Origin of the sequence: Tenacibaculum aiptasiae, assembly GCF_965221665.1 — a bacterium.
Lineage (GTDB): Bacteria > Bacteroidota > Bacteroidia > Flavobacteriales > Flavobacteriaceae > Polaribacter > Polaribacter aiptasiae.
Genome location: NZ_CBDCSN010000002.1, coordinates 1763762 through 1782986, shown reverse-complemented (window position 1 = coordinate 1782986; position 19225 = coordinate 1763762). Strand labels below are relative to the sequence as shown.

Here is a 19225-nt window from a genome sequence, read left to right as displayed (position 1 = left end):
GAGCGAATTACATAAATTAAAATCATTTATTTTTAGTCCTAACTCGCACACCTTGAAAACACTAGGGGGATCAAAAATCATCCAATAAAAAAGCTTCAATAATTACTATTGAAGCTTTTTTATATTTTATATATCGTTATTTTTTATCCGATAATCATACCTGCAATGGTTGCCGACATTAACGAAGCGATAGTACCTCCGATTAATGCTTTCATTCCAAATTCTGATAAGGTTTTACGTTGTCCTGGTGCTAACGAACCAATTCCTCCAATTTGGATTCCAATCGAAGCAAAGTTGGCAAATCCACATAACATATACGTTGCCATAATAATTGACTTGTTGTATGTTAAATGCGTTGCACTCGCTACATTTTTAAGTTCAGCTAACTGAATGTATCCAACAAACTCACTTGCTGCTAACTTAATTCCTAATAACTGCCCCATTAAAGCCATATCTTCTTTTGCTACACCTATTAACCACATTAATGGTGCAAAAATATAACCTAGAATAAACTCTAATGATAAACTTTTATAAGCCGTATTAGCTGCAATAACATCATTTAAATTTGTAATACTCCCAACTAAGTTCAATCCTCCATTCAACATTGCTATAAATGCAATAAATACTAATAGCATTGCTGCTACGTTCATGGCTAAGTTTAAACCTTCAGTTGTTCCGTTGGCAATCGCATCTAAAATGTTTGAACCAATTTTTTCTGAAGACACCTTTACATCTGTGTTTACTTCTTCAACTTGCGGATATAAGATTTTAGAAATAATAATAGCTCCTGGTGCTGCCATTACTGAAGCTGCTAATAAGTGCTTTGCATATACTAAGCGTAAAGCTTCATCATCACCTCCTAAGAAACCAATATAAGCTGCTAATACTGCCCCTGCTACCGTTGCCATTCCTCCTATCATCACCAATAACATTTCTGACTTATTCATTTTTTCTAAATATGCCTTAATCAATAAAGGTGCTTCTGTTTGTCCTAAGAAAATGTTTCCTGCTACCGATAAACTCTCTGCTCCCGATATTTTTAAAACTTTAGATAATAACATCGCCATCAACTTAACTATTACTTGGATAATCCCAAGATAAAATAACAAAGAAGTTAACGCCGAGAAGAAAATGATAGTTGGTAATACTTGGAATGCGAAAATGAATCCGAATGAATCCATATCTGCAACCAATCCACTAAATAGGAATTCACTACCCGCTCTGGTGAAATTTAAAATTTCAATAAATAAACGTCCAACTAGTTCGAATGCTTTTTGTACAAAAGGTACCTTTAATACTCCTACAGCTATAATTAATTGAAAAGCCAATCCTAAACCTACGATTTTCCAATCAATGTTCTTTCTGTTTGAACTGAATAAAAAAGCAATGATTAATAAAGTAATCATTCCAATAGCTCCTCTAAACAAACTATTCATTGAAAATCCTTGACTAGGAATAATAGCGCTTGTTGCTTTTTTCTCTTCAACTACTTTTTCTACAACCGCTACCTTCTCTGGTGTTGAAGTAAACTTATACAGTACGTTTTTTTCAGATAATGTTAACGCATCTTCTGTAAGCTCTACAACATTATAGTAACGAACCGTGTCGTTAGGTTGCTTGTAGTTAAAAATTAATAAGTTATTTTGATGAATATAGTTTCCTCCTGCTTGTAAACTATCTTTTGCTACTAATGAGTACTTAAAATCTCCTTTTGTTAAATGTAAAACATCAGAAGGATTTATTGTAACCACCGAGTTTCCATCGGTAGTAGTTATAGACGAAAAATTCCACTTTTTCTCTATGCTTTGCCCAAAAGTTACTATTGATGCACAAAGCATTATGAAAGTAAATAATTTCTTCATTTTATATATTTAATTTAAGAACGTTTGCTGATTTCATCGCGAATTTTCGCGGCCATTTCATAATCTTCGTTTGCTACAGCTTCGTTTAGTTGATCGTGTAGTTCCTGTAGTGATAAACTCGCGTATCGGTCTTTTGCAGCCGCTTCTTCCTCTTCTAATGAGAACTCTATTTCTTCAGACTCTAAGTCTTCTTCAATAATTAGTTCCTCATCCAGTTTTAGATAAATACCTGCTTTATCTAAAATGTTTTCATAGGTGTAAATTGGTGCGTTAAAACGGACGGCTAATGCTATCGCATCGGATGTTCGTGTGTCAATTACTTCTTCTTCGCCATCTTTTTCACAGACTAAACTAGAATAAAACACACCATCAACCAGCTTATGTATAATAACCTGTTTGACCGCAATAGTAAACCTATCGGCAAATGTTTTAAATAAATCGTGTGTAAGTGGCCTTGGGGGACGAATTTCTTTTTCTAATGCTATCGCAATAGATTGTGCTTCGAATGCTCCTATAATAATAGGTAACGTTCTTGTTCCTTCCATTTCACTTAATACTAACGCATAAGCTCCACTTTGGGTTTGACTGTACGAAATTCCTTTAATAGTCAGCTTAATTAAACTCATTTATCAATTATCGTAATAACAAAAAAGCTGTCTAATTTTAGGCTCTTTGCTTAAAATTTAGACAGCCTTTTAAGAGGGCACAATTTACTAAAAATAATGAGTTCACCTCAAATTAAAGTAAAAAGAAAATTTACCCAATTATTTTATGCTTGTTTGAAAGCTTTTAATTTCTCTATTAATTGTGGAACAACTTCAAAAGCATCACCAACAATACCGTAATCTGCAGCCTTAAAGAAAGGTGCTTCAGGATCTGTGTTGATTACTACTTTTACTTTAGATGCATTTACCCCAGCTAAGTGCTGAATTGCTCCAGAAATACCGATAGCGATGTATAAATTTGAAGCTACTGGCTTACCAGTTTGTCCAACGTGCTCGCTGTGAGGACGCCATCCTAAATCTGAAACTGGCTTAGAACATGCAGTTGCTGCTCCTAAAACTCCAGCTAATTCTTCAACCATTCCCCAGTTTTCTGGTCCTTTTAATCCTCTACCTCCAGATACAACAACATCTGCATCTGCAATTGTAACAGTACCTGATGCTTTGTTAATGCTTTCAGACTTTACTCCTAATTCTGGTAATGAAGCATCAAATGACTCTGCTGAACCGCTTACTGCGTTTTCATGCGCTCCGTAAGAATTCTTTGCTACACCAATTACTCTTTTCTCTGTAGTAACCTCAGTATTGTTAAATCCTTTGTTTGAAAAAGCTTTTCTCTTTACAACAAATGGACTTGTGCTACTTGGTAAAGCAACTACGTTAGATGCTAATCCAGCCTCTAAAGCTACTGCTACTAATGGAGCAACTGTTAAACCATCAACACTAGAATCGATAACTACAGTGCTAGCTCCCTGAGCTTCCGCTACTTGTTTAATGATTGATGCATATGCTTTTGCATTAAAAGAAGCTAAGTCGTTTTTTACTTCCACTACTTTTTCTGCACCGTATGCATATAATTCAGAAGCATCTCCTCCATTGATAGTTACTACTACCATGCTACTCCCTAACTGCTCCGCTACTTTTTTTCCGTATGAAACTACTTCAAAAGCAGTTTTTTTAAATTTTCCTTCCGATGAATCGGCAAAAACTAATACAGACATATTTTATATTTTTTATATCATTAATAAGAAAGAAAGACTAATTAATGCTTGCTTCTTATTCTTATTAATAATGAGTTTTTAAATTTTACTACTAAATTGCTTTTGCTTCGTTGTGTAATAAGTCGATTAATTCATCAACATTATCTACTAACTTCACTGCTCCTTTTTCTGCTGGTCTCTCAAACGTTTTCGTAGCTGAACTAGCAGCTGCTCCTGTTGGTTCCACTACAGATAATGGCTTTTTACGTGCCATCATAATTCCACGCATGTTAGGAATACGTAAATCTTTTTCCTCTACAATTCCTTTTTGTCCTGCAACAATCATTGGTAATGTTGAAGAAACTTTTTCTTCTCCACCATCAATTTCTCTATCTAAAGTAGCATTCGTTCCATCTACCTCAATACCAACACATCCGTTAACAAAGTTATAATCTAATAAAGCAGCTAACATTCCTGGTACCATTTGACCATTGTAATCTGCAGATTCTTTTCCTGCTAAAACTAAATCGTACCCTCCGTTTTTAACAACTTCAGCTAATTCTTTAGCTACCATAAAACCATCAGTTGGCTCAGCATTTACTCTAATTGCATTATCTGCTCCAATAGCTAATGCTTTACGTAAAGTAGGCTCAGTTGAAGCACCTCCAACATTAACTACAGTTACGCTTGCCCCCTGTTTTTCCTTAAACCACATTGCACGAGTTAAACTAAACTCATCGTAAGGATTAATTACAAACTGAACTCCATTCGTATCAAACTTTGTATCGTTATCGGTGAAGTTAATTTTTGATGTAGTATCAGGTACGTGACTGATACAAACTAATATTTTCATATATTGCTGTTTTTAAGAAACTTAATTTTGAGTGACGAAGTTACGTCTTTTTTTTAATTTATTATGCACGCATAGTAAATTTTTTACTTCTATTTAATTCTCTAGAAATCACTACAAATGTAGGTAATGATTTGTTTAAGTTAAAAAACTATTTTTTAGTTCTATTTTTACTATTTTTGCACTCTTGATAAACAACTACTTATAAAACGTATGAAAACAGTACAATTTAGAGAAGCTATTTGCGAAGCTATGAGTGAGGAAATGCGCAGAGATGAAAGCATTTACTTAATGGGTGAGGAAGTAGCTGAATATAATGGAGCTTATAAGGCTTCTAAAGGAATGTTAGATGAATTTGGTGATAAGAGAGTAATTGATACTCCAATTGCTGAATTAGGTTTCGGTGGTATTGCAGTTGGTTCAGCAATGAATGGAAATCGTCCAATCGTTGAGTACATGACCTTTAACTTCTCTTTAGTTGGTATCGATCAAATTATTAATAATGCAGCTAAGATTCGTCAAATGAGTGGTGGTCAATTTAATTGTCCTATCGTATTTAGAGGTCCTACTGCTTCTGCTGGTCAATTAGCAGCTACACACTCACAAGCTTTTGAGAGCTGGTATGCTAACTGTCCTGGATTAAAAGTAATTGTACCTTCTAACCCATATGACGCTAAAGGATTATTAAAAGCAGCTATTCGTGATGACGATCCAGTAATTTTTATGGAGTCTGAGCAAATGTATGGTGACAAGATGGAAATTCCAGAAGGAGAATACATCATCCCAATTGGTGTTGCTGACATTAAAAGAGAAGGAACAGATGTAACTGTAGTTTCTTTTGGAAAAATTATTAAAGAAGCTTACAAAGCTGCTGAAGAATTAGCGAAAGAAGGTATTTCTGTTGAAATTATCGACTTACGTACAGTTCGTCCAATGGATCATAACGCAATTTTAGAATCTGTTAAGAAAACAAATAGATTAGTAATCTTAGAAGAAGCTTGGCCATTTGGAAGTGTTTCTTCAGAAATTACTTTTAGAATACAAGATGAGGCATTTGATTATTTAGATGCTCCTATCAAAAGAATCACAACAGCTGATACGCCAGCACCATATTCTCCAGTATTATTAGAAGAGTGGTTACCTAATGCTAAGGATGTTGTAAAAGCTGTTAAGGACGTTATGTACCTTAACAAATAAGAAAAGAAAAAAGAAATTGAAAAGAAATTAAAATCCTTTTGACCCATGTCAAAAGGATTTTATAGTAATAAAAAAAAATGAGACTAAGACTTACAATACTATTAGTATTCATAACCAGCGTGTTATACTCTCAACTTACATTAAAAGGTAAAGTTGTTGATGAATTCAACAATCCACTACCTTTTGTAAATGTAGTTATGAAAAATACAATCTATGGAACCACCACAGATGACGATGGTAGATTCTTTTTAAAAACAAAAAAGTATAGAGGTACTGTAGAAGTCTCTTTTCTTGGGTTTCAAACGCAAACATTTAGTGTAAGTGAAAAAACGAGGTTTTTAAATATTGTACTAAAAGAAGAAAGCAATCAACTAGATGAAGTTGTTGTAGTTACAAGACCTAAGAAAAGGCTGAAAAAGAAAGAAAATCCTGCTTACCGAATTTTACAAGAAATTTGGAAACGAAAAAGAAAGAATGGTTTAGATTTAGTTGACTATTATCAATACAAAAAGCATAAAGCTATTGAAATAGGAATAAACAACTTGGACACAACTTTTTTAAAGAGAATATTTAAAAAAGAATATGATCAAGCTATTGAAGAAGTTAAATATGATGATGATGGTGTTAACTATTATATTCCTATATATATAAACGAAGAGGTTTCTAATGTATATGGTAACAATATTACTAAAGAAGTTAGAAATGATATTGAAGCAGAGAAATCTGAAGGGTTAGGTGCACAAGGATTTGTTTTTGATAGAATGTCGAATACTTTTCAAAATATTGATGTATTTAACAACAACATTACCTTACTACAAAGATCTTTTGTAAGTCCATTATCTACGGATGGTTTTGCTACATACGACTATGTGTTATACGATAGCATTACCAAAAACGATAAAAAGCTTTACAACATTTACTTCTTTCCTATTAGAGAAGGTGATTTAGCTTTTGAAGGAAACTTTTGGGTAGCAGATAAAAACTTCTCTATCAAAAGAATAAAAATGAAAGTTCGTAAAGAAATTAACTTAAACTTTGTTAGAGGACTTTCATTTGATAAAGAATTCGAAGTTCAAAACGATTCTATTTACTTACCTACCAAAAACGCTTATGATGGTGATTTCACTTTTATAGATAAGAGTGAAACTAATAAGGGTTTAACTATAAAAAAGACTATTACATTTAAAGATTATGTGTTAGACAAACCTTTGGCTAAGAATTTTTACAAAGAGGAAGTTGTAAAAATTAGACCAGATCAGTTTGAAAAAGATAGTACTTATTGGGCTTCAACCGATTCTCAAGAAACTAAATCGACATATCAACTTATAGAAAAAGTTAAAGAGAAAAAACAAATTAAAAACCTAACGGGAGTTATTAATACCGTAGCTAGTGGATATATAAATACTAAGTTCGGAGTACAATTTGGACCTTTCTGGACCGCTTTTGCTAAAAACGAAATAGAAGGATTTAGAACTCGTATTGGTTTTAGAACATTTAAAACTAAAGACGATAGATTTAGATTGAACGGTCATGTTGCTTATGGTTTTAAAGACAAAAAGTTTAAGTACGGTGCCGAGGCTCGTTATCTTTTATCTTACAAACCTAGAATAGCTGGTGGTATAGCTTATCAAGATGATATTGAGCAATTAGGAAGTGTACTTTTTAACACTACTCAACTTTTAGGAAATAGTTTTGGTACCTCTGCCCTATTTACACGTGGTAACAACCGTTTTCTTTCAAGAGTTAAAAAAGTAGCTGTTAATGTTGATTTTCAAATTAAAAACAACCTTCATGTAGGTTTTAATTTAACAAGATCTAATATCGTTTCTGCTGCCCCAAGTTTATTCTCTATTGATTATTTAGATGAAAATGGAGTTTTAAGAGATAGAGTTGTAGATGTTTCTTCAGATATATATGTATCCTATACTCCTGGAAGATTTGTGTATGGTTATGGTGTAGAAAGACGTTTTGGAAGAAACATTTACCCAAGATTAATATTAAATTATAAAAAAGGACATAGCGGAATCTTAAATGGAACTCACAACTATCATAAACTTCAATTCCAATACAACCAACCATTATTACTTGGGAAATTTGGAGTATTAGACGCCACATTTGAAGCCGGTAAAACTTTTGGAACTGTACCTTTAAGTTTATTGAATCCAATTCCTGCCAACCAATCTTTTTCTTTGGTTAGAAACACATTCAGTTTGTTAAACTTTTATGATTTTGTAACAGACACCTATACAGCTACGCACTTAGAACATCACTTTAACGGATTCATTTTAAACAGAATTCCTTTAATCAAGAAATTAAAACTAAGAAGTTTAGTTACTTTTAGAGCTGCCTATGGAACCATATCTGATGCTAACAGAGCTATAAACCGATCAGATATTAGTTATAATACACCTGAAAAACTGTATTACGAATACGGATTTGGTATTGAAAATATTGGATATGGAAACCTTCGTTTCTTAAGAGTTGACGCTATTTGGAGGTCTGATTATGCTTTACCTGCAGGCTCTACAATTGCACCAACTCCAAAGTTTGCAATTCGTATTGGAATTAGACCTGGCTTATAATCATTCTTTTAACCATAAAATAACAGCAACTTACCCTTTAAAAATGGTAATTAATTAGTACTTTTGCTGTCCGATTTTAGAAACGAAGAAAAGCAAGATATATGACTGCAAAAGAAAGAAAGACAGTAGATGTTTTAATTGAAATTCCAAAAGGAAGTAGAAATAAATACGAATATGATTTTGATTTAGGGAAAATCCGCTTTGATAGAATGTTATTTTCATCAATGATGTACCCTGGAGATTACGGTTTCATTCCACAAACTTTAGCTTTAGATGGAGATCCGTTAGACGTATTAGTTTTAGGTGCTGAGCCAACTTTTCCTATGTGTGTAATGGAAGTTAAACCTATTGGTGTTTTTCACATGGCTGATGAAAAAGGTCCAGATGAGAAGATAGTTTGTGTACCTGTTTCTGATCCAATTTGGAATAACTACAATGATATTTCAGACTTAAATCCACACCGTCAAAAAGAAATCACTCACTTCTTCCAAGTTTATAAAGACTTAGAAAAAAAGAAAGTTGATATTGGTGATTGGGGTAATGCTGATGAGGCTTATGAAATCTTAGACAAATGTCTTGAGCGCTACGAAAACAGCGAGCATAAAGCTAACGGAAACTTCACTATTTAATAAAAGTTTTCAATAAAATTTATAAAAAACCTCTCAGAAGCACCTGAGAGGTTTTTTGTTTAGTCGCTGATTTTGTTATATTTACAACACTTATAACTAATCAAATTACTAAACATGAAACAAAACATGATCTATTTGCCAATAGCCTTGGCAATTTTAGGGCTTATTTTTATGTACATAAAAATGGTCTGGGTAAAAAAACAAGATGCAGGAAATGACAAGATGAAATCCATTTCCAAAAGTATTAAAGAAGGAGCTCTTGCTTTTTTAGCCGCCGAATATCGACTACTACTAATTTTTGTAATTATTGCCTCCGCGGCACTGTTCGGAATTTCTCAATTAGTCGATACCACAAGTATCATGATTGTTCCCGCTTTTATTATAGGAGCTATATTTTCTGCCTTAGCAGGAAACATTGGAATGCGTATTGCAACCGATGCCAATGCTAGAACTGCTGAAGCTGCTAAAACAAGTTTACCACAAGCCTTAAAAGTATCTTTTGGAGGTGGAACTGTAATGGGACTTGGTGTAGCTGGATTGGCTGTTTTAGGATTAAGTTTATTCTTTTTAATATTTATTGGACAGTTTTTAACTACAGGAGGAAACTTTTACAATGAAATGACCATTGTTTTAGAAGCCTTAGCTGGTTTTTCTCTTGGTGCTGAATCTATTGCTTTATTTGCACGTGTTGGTGGAGGTATTTATACCAAAGCTGCCGATGTTGGTGCTGATTTAGTAGGAAAAGTAGAAGCAGGTATTCCTGAAGATGATCCACGTAACCCTGCAACTATTGCAGATAATGTAGGTGATAATGTAGGTGATGTTGCCGGAATGGGTGCCGACTTATTTGGTTCGTATGTTGCTACCGTTTTAGCAGCAATGGTATTAGGTAATTATGTTATTAGAGACATGTCTACCTCAACTCCATTTACTGATGATTTTAACAATATGGGACCTATACTATTACCATTGGTTATAGCAGGTGTTGGTGTGGTAGCATCTATTATTGGAACTTTCTTAGTTGGAATTAAAGATAATACTGCAAAAGAAGCAGAAGTTCAGAAAGCACTAGACACAGGAAACTGGGCTTCGATTTTAATCACGTTAGCTGCTAGTTTCTTTTTAATCAAATGGATGTTACCAGAAACAATGCAAATGAACTTCTTTGGAGAAGGTTTAAGAGACGTTTCGTCAATGAATGTATTCTGGGCTGCTTGTATAGGATTAGCTGTAGGAGCTTTAATTTCTATGGTTACTTCACACTATACTAGTTTAGGTAAAAAACCGGTGTTAGATATTGTACAAAATAGTGCTACCGGTGCTGGAACAAATATTATTGCTGGTTTAGCTGTAGGAATGAAATCTACTTTCTTATCGGTTATTTTATTTGCAGCTGCTATTTATGGTTCCTATTTCTTTGCTGGGTTTTATGGTGTGGCTTTAGCTGCTTCTGCAATGATGGCAACTACTGCAATGCAATTAGCAATTGATGCATTTGGACCTATTGCCGATAATGCTGGTGGGGTTGCTGAAATGAGCGAATTAGAAGAACACGTACGTGAGCGTACTGATATATTAGATTCTGTTGGAAATACCACAGCAGCCGTTGGAAAAGGTTTTGCAATTGCTTCTGCTGCCTTAACTGCCTTAGCTTTATTTGCTGCCTATGTAACTTTTACTGGTATTGATGGAATTAACATTTTTAAAGCCGATGTATTAGCTATGCTATTTGTTGGAGGAATGATTCCTGTAATATTCTCAGCATTAGCAATGCAATCAGTGGGAAAAGCTGCTATGGAAATGGTACATGAGGTACGTCGTCAGTTTAGAGAAATTCCAGGTATTATGGAAGGAACTGGAACTCCTGAATATGCTAAATGTGTAGATATTTCTACAAAAGCAGCCTTAAAAGAAATGATTTTACCAGGATTAATTACCATTATTACACCAATTATTATTGGAGTTGTTTTTGGAGCTGAACCATTAGGTGGTTATATGGCTGGAGTTTGTGTATCTGGCGTAATGTGGGCTATTTTCCAAAACAATGCCGGAGGTGCTTGGGACAATGCTAAAAAATCATTCGAAGCTGGTGTTGAAATTAACGGAGAAATGACATACAAAGGTTCTGATGCACACAAAGCTGCTGTTACTGGAGATACGGTAGGTGATCCTTTTAAAGATACTTCTGGGCCTTCTATGAATATTTTAATTAAGCTTACTTGTTTAGTTGGATTGGTAATTGCGCCTATTTTAGGCGGACATACTTCAGATTCTCATGCTACTAACGAAGTTAAAAAAGAAATCAAAGTAGAAATGAAATCTACTGAAGGTGAAACTGCAATGATTACATCAACTGAAAGCAATGAAGAAGCTATTAAAAGTTCTTTTAAAAAAGTAAAACAGAAAGTAGAAGAAACTTCTAATAAAGAAACCACTGTTGACACTAAAAAAGTAGAAGAAAAAACTGAAAAGAAAGAATAGTTTTTCACACTATATAAATAAAAAAACCTCACAGTTATTTTACTGTGAGGTTTTTTTATTTACAATAACTTAGTATTTTACTCACATTTCTTCAGTTTTTTCACTATTTCTTTAGTCAAATCCTTACCATATATACACCCAGAACAAGTTCTAGTTAATGGCACTTGTTTTTCTATTTCAATTATTCTTTTTTCAATCTCTATAATTTGAGCTGAGTTAAAACTTGAACGATTACAATAAAAGTACTCTACAGCCATTATCCTTGAAGCAGGATTAATGCTGTACAATAAAAATTGGCAATTAGAAGCATTTATCACCTTATTAAAAATCTCTCTATTTGGCAGCAACCTACCGGCAAAACCACAATAACCTCCATAAGTTATTCCTACAAAAGGACTCATTATTTTTTCAATCTCTATAGGTATATCCATTTTAGATTTTAGTGATTTAAACGCTTTTTCAATCCCTAGCTTTATTGGCTTAACTTTAAAATTATCATTAATATCAAATAGCTTTGATAATTTTTCTTTATATAAATTCTTTGTTTTTCGTGACTCACTAGGAATATTTACTAACAATTCATAAGCTATAATCTTATTTTTAAAGTAAAGAATCTTATATTCAAAAGATATATATCCTTTTCCATTACTTCCAGTTCTTAAGTAATAATCATATCCTAATTTTTCTAATTCATCATCATCTACTTCTAATACTTCAAATAATTTTTTGGTCGAAGTGTTATAAGCTTTAGTTACTTGAGAAATAAATAATGTATCTTTCATTACCCACTCTTTAATAATTTTAGTCTTTTGAGAAAAGGAGTAATTAAAAGTTAATATAAGAATCAGTACTACTATTGTTTTTATTTTTTTCATAACATATTTATATCTTAAACTATTTGTCAATAATAAAGCGTAACAATTCTTCTTTAGTTAAATAAGAGTTTAGCTTTTTGTTTTTCTTCCAATATTCATAAATCTCTTTATGGGTTTCATAAGCTTGTTTTCTTAATTCAGATAGTACTTCTCCTTTTTTTTCTGCAATCTCTATCTCTTCTATAATCCTCTTCGATTTAATTGCATCTTTATCACCATAAAAAAACAACAATCTTTTTTTGCTAAACTCCTCTAATACTTCACTTAAACAGTAAGCAATACTTCCATTTCTTAAATCAAAAATTACTGGTTTGTCAAGTGGCAAACTGTTTAAAAATTTAATAAAATCTTCATTATCTTCTCTACATCCAGAAATTGTTCCCCAAACCCTATATTCAAAAGGATTATCTCCTACCTTTCTTATTGGTAAACCGTAATAAAAATAATCTTGAATATTTTCTAAACCTGAAATCCCTTTATTATCGTTTATTGATTTATAGGCTAATTCAAAAAAAGCATCTAATAATTTATACTCTAATTGTGATTTTTCATTTCTACGAATAAGATTACTTGTCAACGAAATAATATCTTTTGATGCATAAATTTTACTAATCTTATAGTGTATACCATCTAAAATAGAAGCTTTATGTCTTGCTGTTGAATCTAACCGACTTGCTTTTAACTCATTTAAAAACTTATTTAAAACAATACTATCAACATGAAAACTTCTTTTATAATGAATAATCAGAGTATCCTTAACATTTACTTTATAAGAAACTGAATCAACCCATTCTCTACTACTATATTTATCTTGATATGTATATTGTTTAATCAAACTTTCTTTAACATCAACCGTAAACTTCGTTGAAAAAAGAAATGAAGGCTTAAAAAGTATTTGAACTTCTTTCAATTCATTACTTTGATTACACGAAACTAAACCAATTAACAATAGAAAAACAATGATGAGAAAATATAATTTATTTTTCATTACAACTTTATTTATAGCACCTCAAAAATATAAAAACTAAAATCATCTCAATAAAGTTTACTCAACAACAAACCTCAATTGATCTCCCGTAGTTTTTTGAGCAAGTATATTAATCGCGTTTTCTGAAAGTTGTAATATACGAGGATAGCCTCCTGTAACCTGACAATCTCGCATTAATACAATCAATTTCCCAGAAGGCGTTAATTGTACTGTACCTGGCAATACTCCTGAAGTTAACATCGAATCAAAATTGTTGGGAACAACCTCATTAAGTCGATACCCCATACGACTATTATCTGATGAAATGGTAAATAGACTTTCTTGAAGTAATTTTATTTGTTCAGAAGAAAGCATATTAAATTCTGGACCTTTAAAGCATGAAACCTTTTCAGAAATAAAATGGTTTGATGGTACTTTAACCTTAGCAAAACTTCTTTGCAATTGATTTCTTACAGTTTTTATTGGTAGAACTGCTCCTTTTTTCAACATAAAATCTGGAGTAATTCCTTTATAAAAACTTCGGCTATTAAGAAACTGTGCTGTTTTTAACCCTCCCAAGACTCCTATATACGTTCGCACCCCATAGTTTCTTTTTCCAAAAGATAATATTGTTCCTTTTGTAACTCTTTGTACTGAGTTTAGTTTAATAGATGCATCATTTAACTTAGGAGAAAAATCAGCTCCTGTAATACAAATAAAAGTATCTGTTAAAAATTCTAGTTTACAACCTCCAAAAGTAACTTCTATAAGCGCTGCATCTTCGTTATTATGTAATAAATGATTAGCTAATTGTGCCGAATAAGCATCCATTACTCCAGAAACTGGTACTCCAATTTTCCGATATCCTTTTCTACCGTCATCTTGTATAGAACTATAAATTCCAGAAGCTAATACTTTAATCATCTAACAGTGTTTTTGTTAATTGATATTTTTCCTTTTGCCCTACTATCTTTTCGTATTCTGAGAGTATTATTGGTACAAACTGAATTTTGTCTCCTGACTTTGCAAAACATGGTGTTTCTTTTGTAATATCAAACAATGATATTGGAGTTTGCCCTATAATATTCCATCCTCCTGCACTCTCCTGCGGATAAATCCCTGTTTGACTTCCTCCTATTGCCACCGACCCTTTGGCTACTTTTAATCTAGGTGTGGCTTTTCTAGGAAAATGCAAACACTTTTCTAAACCTCCTAAATATAAAAAGCCTGGTAAGAAACCTATAAAATATACACTATACTGAGTTGCACTATGCTTTTGTACAAGCTCTTCTGGTGTTAACTGTAAGTTTTTTGCTAGTTCTTGTAAATCTATTCCAAACTGTGACTCATAACATACTGGTATTTCCCATAAATAGTTTGACTCTTCTACAATTGCACTACTATCTTCATATAATTCTTGTAGTGATGTTATTTCTTGTTTTTTAGGCTCTTCCTTATAAACAAGCATTAACGAATGATAGCCTATAATGCTATCTTCTATCAGTTCTGATTTTTCCGAATTTACAAGCTGCTCAAACCATGTAATATCTCGAATAATCTCTTCTGATATTACTGCAGTCCATTCTATTAAAATGGTTCGTTCTCCAAAAAACGTATATGTTGGCTTTTTAAACAACGTTGATATTATTTTCTGTAAGCTTTGTATGAATATACTTCACTAATTCTACCGCATTTCCTGTATCTCCATGCACACAAATGGTATCCGCTAGTATTTCCTTAACTCCTGTAATTGTAGCTACTTTTTTGTCTACAATCATCCTTTGTATATGCAAAAACACTGCTTCTCTATCAGTAATCATAGCATTCTCTTGACTTCTCGACACCAATGTTAAGTCTCCATTATAGTTTCTATCAGCAAAAGCTTCGTATTGTATTTGCAAATTATTTTTTAAAGCTTCTTCTGCTATTACTGAATTATACGGAACATATAAATATACTTCTGGACTTGTATTTTGTATTGCTTTTATAACCAATTGCGCCACTCCTCTACTCTTAGCTATTAAATTATACAAAGCACCATGTGGTTTTATATGGTGTAGTTTTTCTCCTTGTAACGCAGCCCTTTCTTTCAATAAATTAATTTGATTTTCTATACTGTACTGAAGTTCTTTTTCTGAAATATCTAACACAACTCTTCCAAAGTTTTCTCTGTCTGGAAATGAAGGATGTGCTCCAATTTTCACTTTGTTATTTTTCGCTAGACTTATTACATGATCTATAATTTTTACACTACCAGCATGAGCTCCACATGCAATATTGCAGGAAGATATATAAGGCATCAAAATTGCTTCGTTTCCAATACCTTCACCTACATCACAATTAATATCTATAGATAATTTAGAATACATTAAATACCTTTAAAATACTTTTTAGTCCTAAGAATATACTAATTCCTAAAATTAAAAACCCAATAATATTTTGAGTTTTTGTATTACTATACTTTCCTAGTAATGATTTTTTATTCATAATCCACAATAGAATTCCTGCTATAATTGGCAGGAGCATTCCATTGGCTATTTGTGCAAACTTGATAATTTCAATTGGTTTTATTCCTATAGAAGAAAACACTACTCCTATCAATAAAATAAACATCCAAACTGCTCTAAACTTTTTAGATTTTAATCCTTCTTTCCATCCTAAACATCCTTTTGCTACATAGGCCGCTGCTAAAGGTGCTGTTATTGCCGATGTAATTCCAGCTGCAAACAATCCTAATGCTAAAAAGTATTTAGAAAAACTTCCGTATAATGGTTCTAATCCTTTAGCTAAATCGGCTGCATTATTTATTTCTGATGAATTGATAGCTGCTGCTGAAATTATAATTGCCATAGAAACCAATCCTCCCAACACAATAGAAACTATTGTATCTTTTTTAGCAAACGATAAATCTTCCGAAGTTTTCCATTTTTCTTTTACTAAAGAAGCATGTAAAAACAAATTATATGGCACTACCGTAGTTCCTATTAGCCCTATTATGGTTAACAAACTTTTCTCTGGGAATTTAGGAATCAACATGCCTTTTATAATCTCTAAAAAGTTTGGCTTTGTTACAATTGCTGTTATTAAAAAAGAAACACTCATTAAAATAACCAAAGTAACCAAAGCTCGTTCTAAAAACTTATAATTTCCTATGTATAAAAGAATAAAAGCAATGATTCCAATGATTAAACTCATTACATTTACCGTAAAACCACCAAAAGAAAATAACCAACTACCAAATACGGTTTCTAAACCTAAAATTCCACCACTTATATTTCCAGCTTCGTAAGATGCATTCCCAACAACAATAGCAGACAGTATTAAAACCGTAATAAATTGTTTAAAAAAAGGCGATTTTATTTCTTCTCTAATTACTTCCGATAATCCTTTTTGAGAAATTATCCCCAACCTTGCTGCCATTTCTTGTAATACAATGGTAGCGATAATGGACAATAACATTGCCCATAATAAATTCATTCCAAAATTAACTCCTGCGAGTGTACACAATGTTACAGTTCCTGGACCAATAAAAGCTGCTGCTACTAAAGTTCCAGGACCTATATTTTGAAATAGTTTTTTAATCATTATCAATAGAGTTTAATGCATAAATAGCAAAACTTCCTAACCAATGACCTCCTTCATAACTATCGCCTACAATATTTGGTAACGAATAGTTTATATGCTGATTAGCTATATTTTTTAAATGCTTATAATTTGGCATTCCTTTAATAATTCTATTTAATGCCCAAGCTCTTGAAAAGTTTACTCCATCTAAATGGACTAGCTTCCCATCTTTTCTATCAGACACTTCTCCTACTGGGAATGTAAAACTCTTATCTTTTAATTGTGGAAGAAAATCGGCAAACCATAATCTAAATTCGGCTGGTGACATAATACGTTTCATAATTGCTGCTTCTTGTAAACAAGGCGATAAGAAATCGTAACCACTAGGCTCCCATGATAACGGACAATGCGCATCTTTTAAATAAAAGTCTCTTGCTCGTTTTTTTATTAAATCTTGCAACTTAGAATTCCCTACTGTTTTTGCATAATCCCACGCAAAGGTTAATCCGAAAGCTGTATTGGTATGTTCTCCTACTCTAATTGGATATTTTAATTTTGGTAAAAAATCAAAATATTTCTCTACAATTAAATCTGTTAATGGTTGTAAGTTTTCTTCTAGTTGTCTAGCAGTTGGACTATCCCATGTATGTAATTCTTCAGCTAACTTTAACAACCAAGCCCATCCATAAGTTCGTTCATAACTTTTATTATGCTTTCCATGAAAATAAGCTACTTCTTTTTCTATGTTTACTTTTGAAATATTATTCAGTAGTTTTTGCTCTATTTCTGCAGAATTATCAAGATTTGGAAATTGTTTTAATAAAGAAACTAAACTCCAATGCCCATGTACAGAAGAGTGCCAATCGAAACAACCATAAAATGCTGGATGTAATTCTTTTGGTGATTGTAAATCTAACGAATCACCTATTACCTGGTTTAATTTATTAGGATACTCTACTTCAATACAATTTATTGGTAATGAAACTAACCGTTTAGCTTGCTCTAAATTTAAAGTTGGTACTGGCTCTTTTTTTATTTCCGCTACTTTCTTTTTCTTTTCTGGCGTATTACATGCTATTATAGAAACAAGTAAAAAAAAGAATACTGTTTTTTTCATTCTGTTTAATTAATTAGATTTTTATAAAAGTAGGAAAAAGAAAACAAAAGTATTTTCGTATTCTTATTTTTGTACGATGTCTAAAAGAACTCAACGTAATTTTAAAATAGAAGATCCAAAAATATTTAAGCAAAAAATATTTTCATGGATGCAACAATTTGAAACTGCTATTTGGCTAGATTCAAATAATTACGAACAAAAATATTCTTCTTTTGATTGTGCGATTGCTGTTGATGAATTTACTTCTATAAAAACAGATTACCATAATGCCTTTGATAAATTAAAAGAATACCAATCTTATACCAAAGATTATATTTTCGGGTATATCAGTTACGATGTTAAAAACGATACAGAAAAACTGAGTTCTAATAATTTTGATGGACTTCATTTTCCTGATTTATATTTTTTTCAGCCTCAAAAACTAATTTTCATCAAAGGAAATATCGTTGAATTCCATTATTTACAAATGATTGATGATGAACTAGAAGAGGATTTTGAAGAAATTATCGAGGCTATTCCTATTTATAATAGAGTCCAAGAAAATAATTCACCTGAAGAAAGTGATATTAAAATTAAACTTCGAATTCATAAGGACGAATACCACGAAAAAGTTACTAAAGTTTTAGAACACATTCATAGAGGTGATATTTATGAGGCTAACTTTTGTCAAGAATTTTATGCTGAAAATACAATCATAAACCCTTACGAAGTTTACACACATTTAAATGAGATTTCCGAACCTCCTTTTGCTACTTTTTTCAAGCATGAGAATTTACACCTTTTATCTGCTACTCCTGAAAGGTATATTAAAAAAGAAGAAACTAAAATTATTTCTCAACCTATAAAAGGAACTGCAAAGCGTTTAATTAGTCAAATTGAAGATAAAAAAATTGCTTTCGACTTAGCTCGTGATGAAAAAGAGCGTTCGGAAAATATTATGATTGTTGACTTAGTTAGAAACGACCTATCTAGAACTGCTATAAAAGGAAGTGTTCAGGTAGAAGAATTATGCAAAGTATATTCTTTTAAACAAGTGCATCAAATGATTTCTACTGTAACTTCGGAAGTAGCAGTTACTACACATCCTGTAGATGTAATAAAAGACACATTCCCTATGGGTAGTATGACAGGAGCTCCTAAAATTTCAGCAATGAAAATTATTGAAGAATTAGAGGAAACTAAACGCGGACTATATTCTGGTACAGTAGGTTACTTTACTCCTGATGGAAATTTTGATTTTAATGTAGTAATCAGAAGTATTTTATACAATAGTGACGAAAAATACGTTTCTTATTCAGTAGGTGGAGCCATTACCGCCAAGTCTACTCCAGAAAAAGAATATGAAGAATGTCTTTTAAAAGCTAAAGCCATGAAATATGTGCTATTAAACAACTAATTA

16 protein-coding genes are annotated in these 19225 nt (G+C 32.2%); 5 read left to right on the top strand and 11 right to left on the bottom strand.

The window, feature by feature from the left end:
- Nucleotides 1-143 precede the first annotated feature (143 nt).
- The 4 genes from ACOQN8_RS08535 to ACOQN8_RS08520 all read right to left on the bottom strand — a co-directional run bounded on the left by ACOQN8_RS08535 (nt 144) and on the right by ACOQN8_RS08520 (nt 4417).
- Entirely contained in the window at nt 144-1862 is a 1719-nt protein-coding gene (locus ACOQN8_RS08535; RefSeq protein ID WP_420552356.1) for a NupC/NupG family nucleoside CNT transporter, read from the bottom strand.
- 14 nt (nt 1863-1876) lie between these two features.
- The gene (locus ACOQN8_RS08530) at nt 1877-2488 is read right to left on the bottom strand and encodes a bifunctional nuclease family protein (RefSeq protein ID WP_150901104.1); all 612 of its coding nucleotides are present in this window, start codon (nt 2486-2488) and stop codon (nt 1877-1879) included.
- 143 nt (nt 2489-2631) lie between these two features.
- Complete coding sequence (locus tag ACOQN8_RS08525; RefSeq protein ID WP_420552355.1) at nt 2632-3585, bottom strand: electron transfer flavoprotein subunit alpha/FixB family protein; 954 nt, start codon at nt 3583-3585, stop codon at nt 2632-2634.
- Between the two features lie 91 nt (nt 3586-3676).
- Nucleotides 3677-4417, bottom strand: a complete 741-nt coding sequence (locus tag ACOQN8_RS08520; RefSeq protein WP_299124093.1) for an electron transfer flavoprotein subunit beta/FixA family protein — start codon at nt 4415-4417, stop codon at nt 3677-3679.
- Between the two features lie 210 nt (nt 4418-4627).
- Here ACOQN8_RS08520 and ACOQN8_RS08515 point away from each other — a divergent pair, with 210 nt between their 5' ends.
- The 4 genes from ACOQN8_RS08515 to ACOQN8_RS08500 all read left to right on the top strand — a co-directional run bounded on the left by ACOQN8_RS08515 (nt 4628) and on the right by ACOQN8_RS08500 (nt 11303).
- Nucleotides 4628-5611, top strand: coding sequence for a pyruvate dehydrogenase complex E1 component subunit beta (locus ACOQN8_RS08515; protein WP_150901107.1), 984 nt, complete (start codon nt 4628-4630; stop codon nt 5609-5611).
- Nucleotides 5612-5688: 77 nt separating this feature from the next.
- A complete protein-coding gene (locus ACOQN8_RS08510; protein ID WP_420552354.1) occupies nt 5689-8193 on the top strand; it encodes a DUF5686 family protein in 2505 nt (834 codons plus the stop codon).
- A 101-nt stretch (nt 8194-8294) separates the two neighbouring features.
- Nucleotides 8295-8822 carry an inorganic diphosphatase gene (locus ACOQN8_RS08505; RefSeq protein WP_150901109.1) on the top strand — a complete coding sequence of 176 codons (528 nt, stop codon included), beginning with the start codon at nt 8295-8297 and terminating at the stop codon, nt 8820-8822.
- Nucleotides 8823-8936: 114 nt separating this feature from the next.
- Nucleotides 8937-11303 (top strand): sodium-translocating pyrophosphatase, encoded by a 2367-nt coding sequence (locus ACOQN8_RS08500; protein WP_420552353.1) that lies wholly within the window; start codon nt 8937-8939, stop codon nt 11301-11303.
- Between the two features lie 77 nt (nt 11304-11380).
- Here the strand turns inward: ACOQN8_RS08500 and ACOQN8_RS08495 are convergent, their stop codons facing one another.
- The 7 genes from ACOQN8_RS08495 to ACOQN8_RS08465 all read right to left on the bottom strand — a co-directional run bounded on the left by ACOQN8_RS08495 (nt 11381) and on the right by ACOQN8_RS08465 (nt 17826).
- A complete protein-coding gene (locus ACOQN8_RS08495) occupies nt 11381-12085 on the bottom strand; it encodes a hypothetical protein (RefSeq protein WP_420552352.1) in 705 nt (234 codons plus the stop codon).
- A gap of 112 nt (nt 12086-12197) precedes the next feature.
- A complete protein-coding gene (locus tag ACOQN8_RS08490; RefSeq protein WP_420552351.1) occupies nt 12198-13166 on the bottom strand; it encodes a hypothetical protein in 969 nt (322 codons plus the stop codon).
- Nucleotides 13167-13223: 57 nt separating this feature from the next.
- Complete coding sequence (locus tag ACOQN8_RS08485) at nt 13224-14069, bottom strand: 5-oxoprolinase subunit C family protein (RefSeq protein WP_420552350.1); 846 nt, start codon at nt 14067-14069, stop codon at nt 13224-13226.
- Nucleotides 14062-14781, bottom strand: a complete 720-nt coding sequence (gene pxpB / locus ACOQN8_RS08480) for a 5-oxoprolinase subunit PxpB (protein WP_420552349.1) — start codon at nt 14779-14781, stop codon at nt 14062-14064. Before pxpB ends, ACOQN8_RS08485 begins: the two co-directional genes overlap by 8 nt.
- The gene (gene pxpA / locus ACOQN8_RS08475; RefSeq protein ID WP_420552348.1) at nt 14774-15514 is read right to left on the bottom strand and encodes a 5-oxoprolinase subunit PxpA; all 741 of its coding nucleotides are present in this window, start codon (nt 15512-15514) and stop codon (nt 14774-14776) included. The genes pxpB and pxpA overlap by 8 nt, the downstream gene beginning before the upstream one ends.
- Entirely contained in the window at nt 15504-16730 is a 1227-nt protein-coding gene (locus ACOQN8_RS08470) for an Nramp family divalent metal transporter (protein WP_150901115.1), read from the bottom strand. Before ACOQN8_RS08470 ends, pxpA begins: the two co-directional genes overlap by 11 nt.
- Complete coding sequence (locus ACOQN8_RS08465; RefSeq protein ID WP_420552347.1) at nt 16723-17826, bottom strand: DUF2891 domain-containing protein; 1104 nt, start codon at nt 17824-17826, stop codon at nt 16723-16725. Before ACOQN8_RS08465 ends, ACOQN8_RS08470 begins: the two co-directional genes overlap by 8 nt.
- Before the next feature lie 76 nt (nt 17827-17902).
- Here ACOQN8_RS08465 and ACOQN8_RS08460 point away from each other — a divergent pair, with 76 nt between their 5' ends.
- Nucleotides 17903-19222, top strand: a complete 1320-nt coding sequence (locus tag ACOQN8_RS08460; RefSeq protein WP_420552346.1) for an anthranilate synthase component I family protein — start codon at nt 17903-17905, stop codon at nt 19220-19222.
- The last annotated feature ends 3 nt before the right edge of the window (nt 19223-19225 follow it).

Coding starts and splice junctions, on each gene's coding strand:
- ACOQN8_RS08535 (WP_420552356.1), bottom strand. CDS start 1,862: ATGAAGAAATTATTTACTTTCATAATGCTTTGTGCATCAATAGTAACT.
- ACOQN8_RS08520 (WP_299124093.1), bottom strand. CDS start 4,417: ATGAAAATATTAGTTTGTATCAGTCACGTACCTGATACTACATCAAAA.
- ACOQN8_RS08470 (WP_150901115.1), bottom strand. CDS start 16,730: ATGATTAAAAAACTATTTCAAAATATAGGTCCTGGAACTTTAGTAGCA.
- ACOQN8_RS08525 (WP_420552355.1), bottom strand. CDS start 3,585: ATGTCTGTATTAGTTTTTGCCGATTCATCGGAAGGAAAATTTAAAAAA.
- ACOQN8_RS08515 (WP_150901107.1), top strand. CDS start 4,628: ATGAAAACAGTACAATTTAGAGAAGCTATTTGCGAAGCTATGAGTGAG.
- ACOQN8_RS08495 (WP_420552352.1), bottom strand. CDS start 12,085: ATGAAAGATACATTATTTATTTCTCAAGTAACTAAAGCTTATAACACT.
- pxpA (WP_420552348.1), bottom strand. CDS start 15,514: ATGTATTCTAAATTATCTATAGATATTAATTGTGATGTAGGTGAAGGT.
- ACOQN8_RS08485 (WP_420552350.1), bottom strand. CDS start 14,069: ATGATTAAAGTATTAGCTTCTGGAATTTATAGTTCTATACAAGATGAC.
- ACOQN8_RS08490 (WP_420552351.1), bottom strand. CDS start 13,166: ATGAAAAATAAATTATATTTTCTCATCATTGTTTTTCTATTGTTAATT.
- ACOQN8_RS08505 (WP_150901109.1), top strand. CDS start 8,295: ATGACTGCAAAAGAAAGAAAGACAGTAGATGTTTTAATTGAAATTCCA.
- ACOQN8_RS08460 (WP_420552346.1), top strand. CDS start 17,903: ATGTCTAAAAGAACTCAACGTAATTTTAAAATAGAAGATCCAAAAATA.
- ACOQN8_RS08500 (WP_420552353.1), top strand. CDS start 8,937: ATGAAACAAAACATGATCTATTTGCCAATAGCCTTGGCAATTTTAGGG.
- ACOQN8_RS08465 (WP_420552347.1), bottom strand. CDS start 17,826: ATGAAAAAAACAGTATTCTTTTTTTTACTTGTTTCTATAATAGCATGT.
- ACOQN8_RS08510 (WP_420552354.1), top strand. CDS start 5,689: ATGAGACTAAGACTTACAATACTATTAGTATTCATAACCAGCGTGTTA.
- ACOQN8_RS08530 (WP_150901104.1), bottom strand. CDS start 2,488: ATGAGTTTAATTAAGCTGACTATTAAAGGAATTTCGTACAGTCAAACC.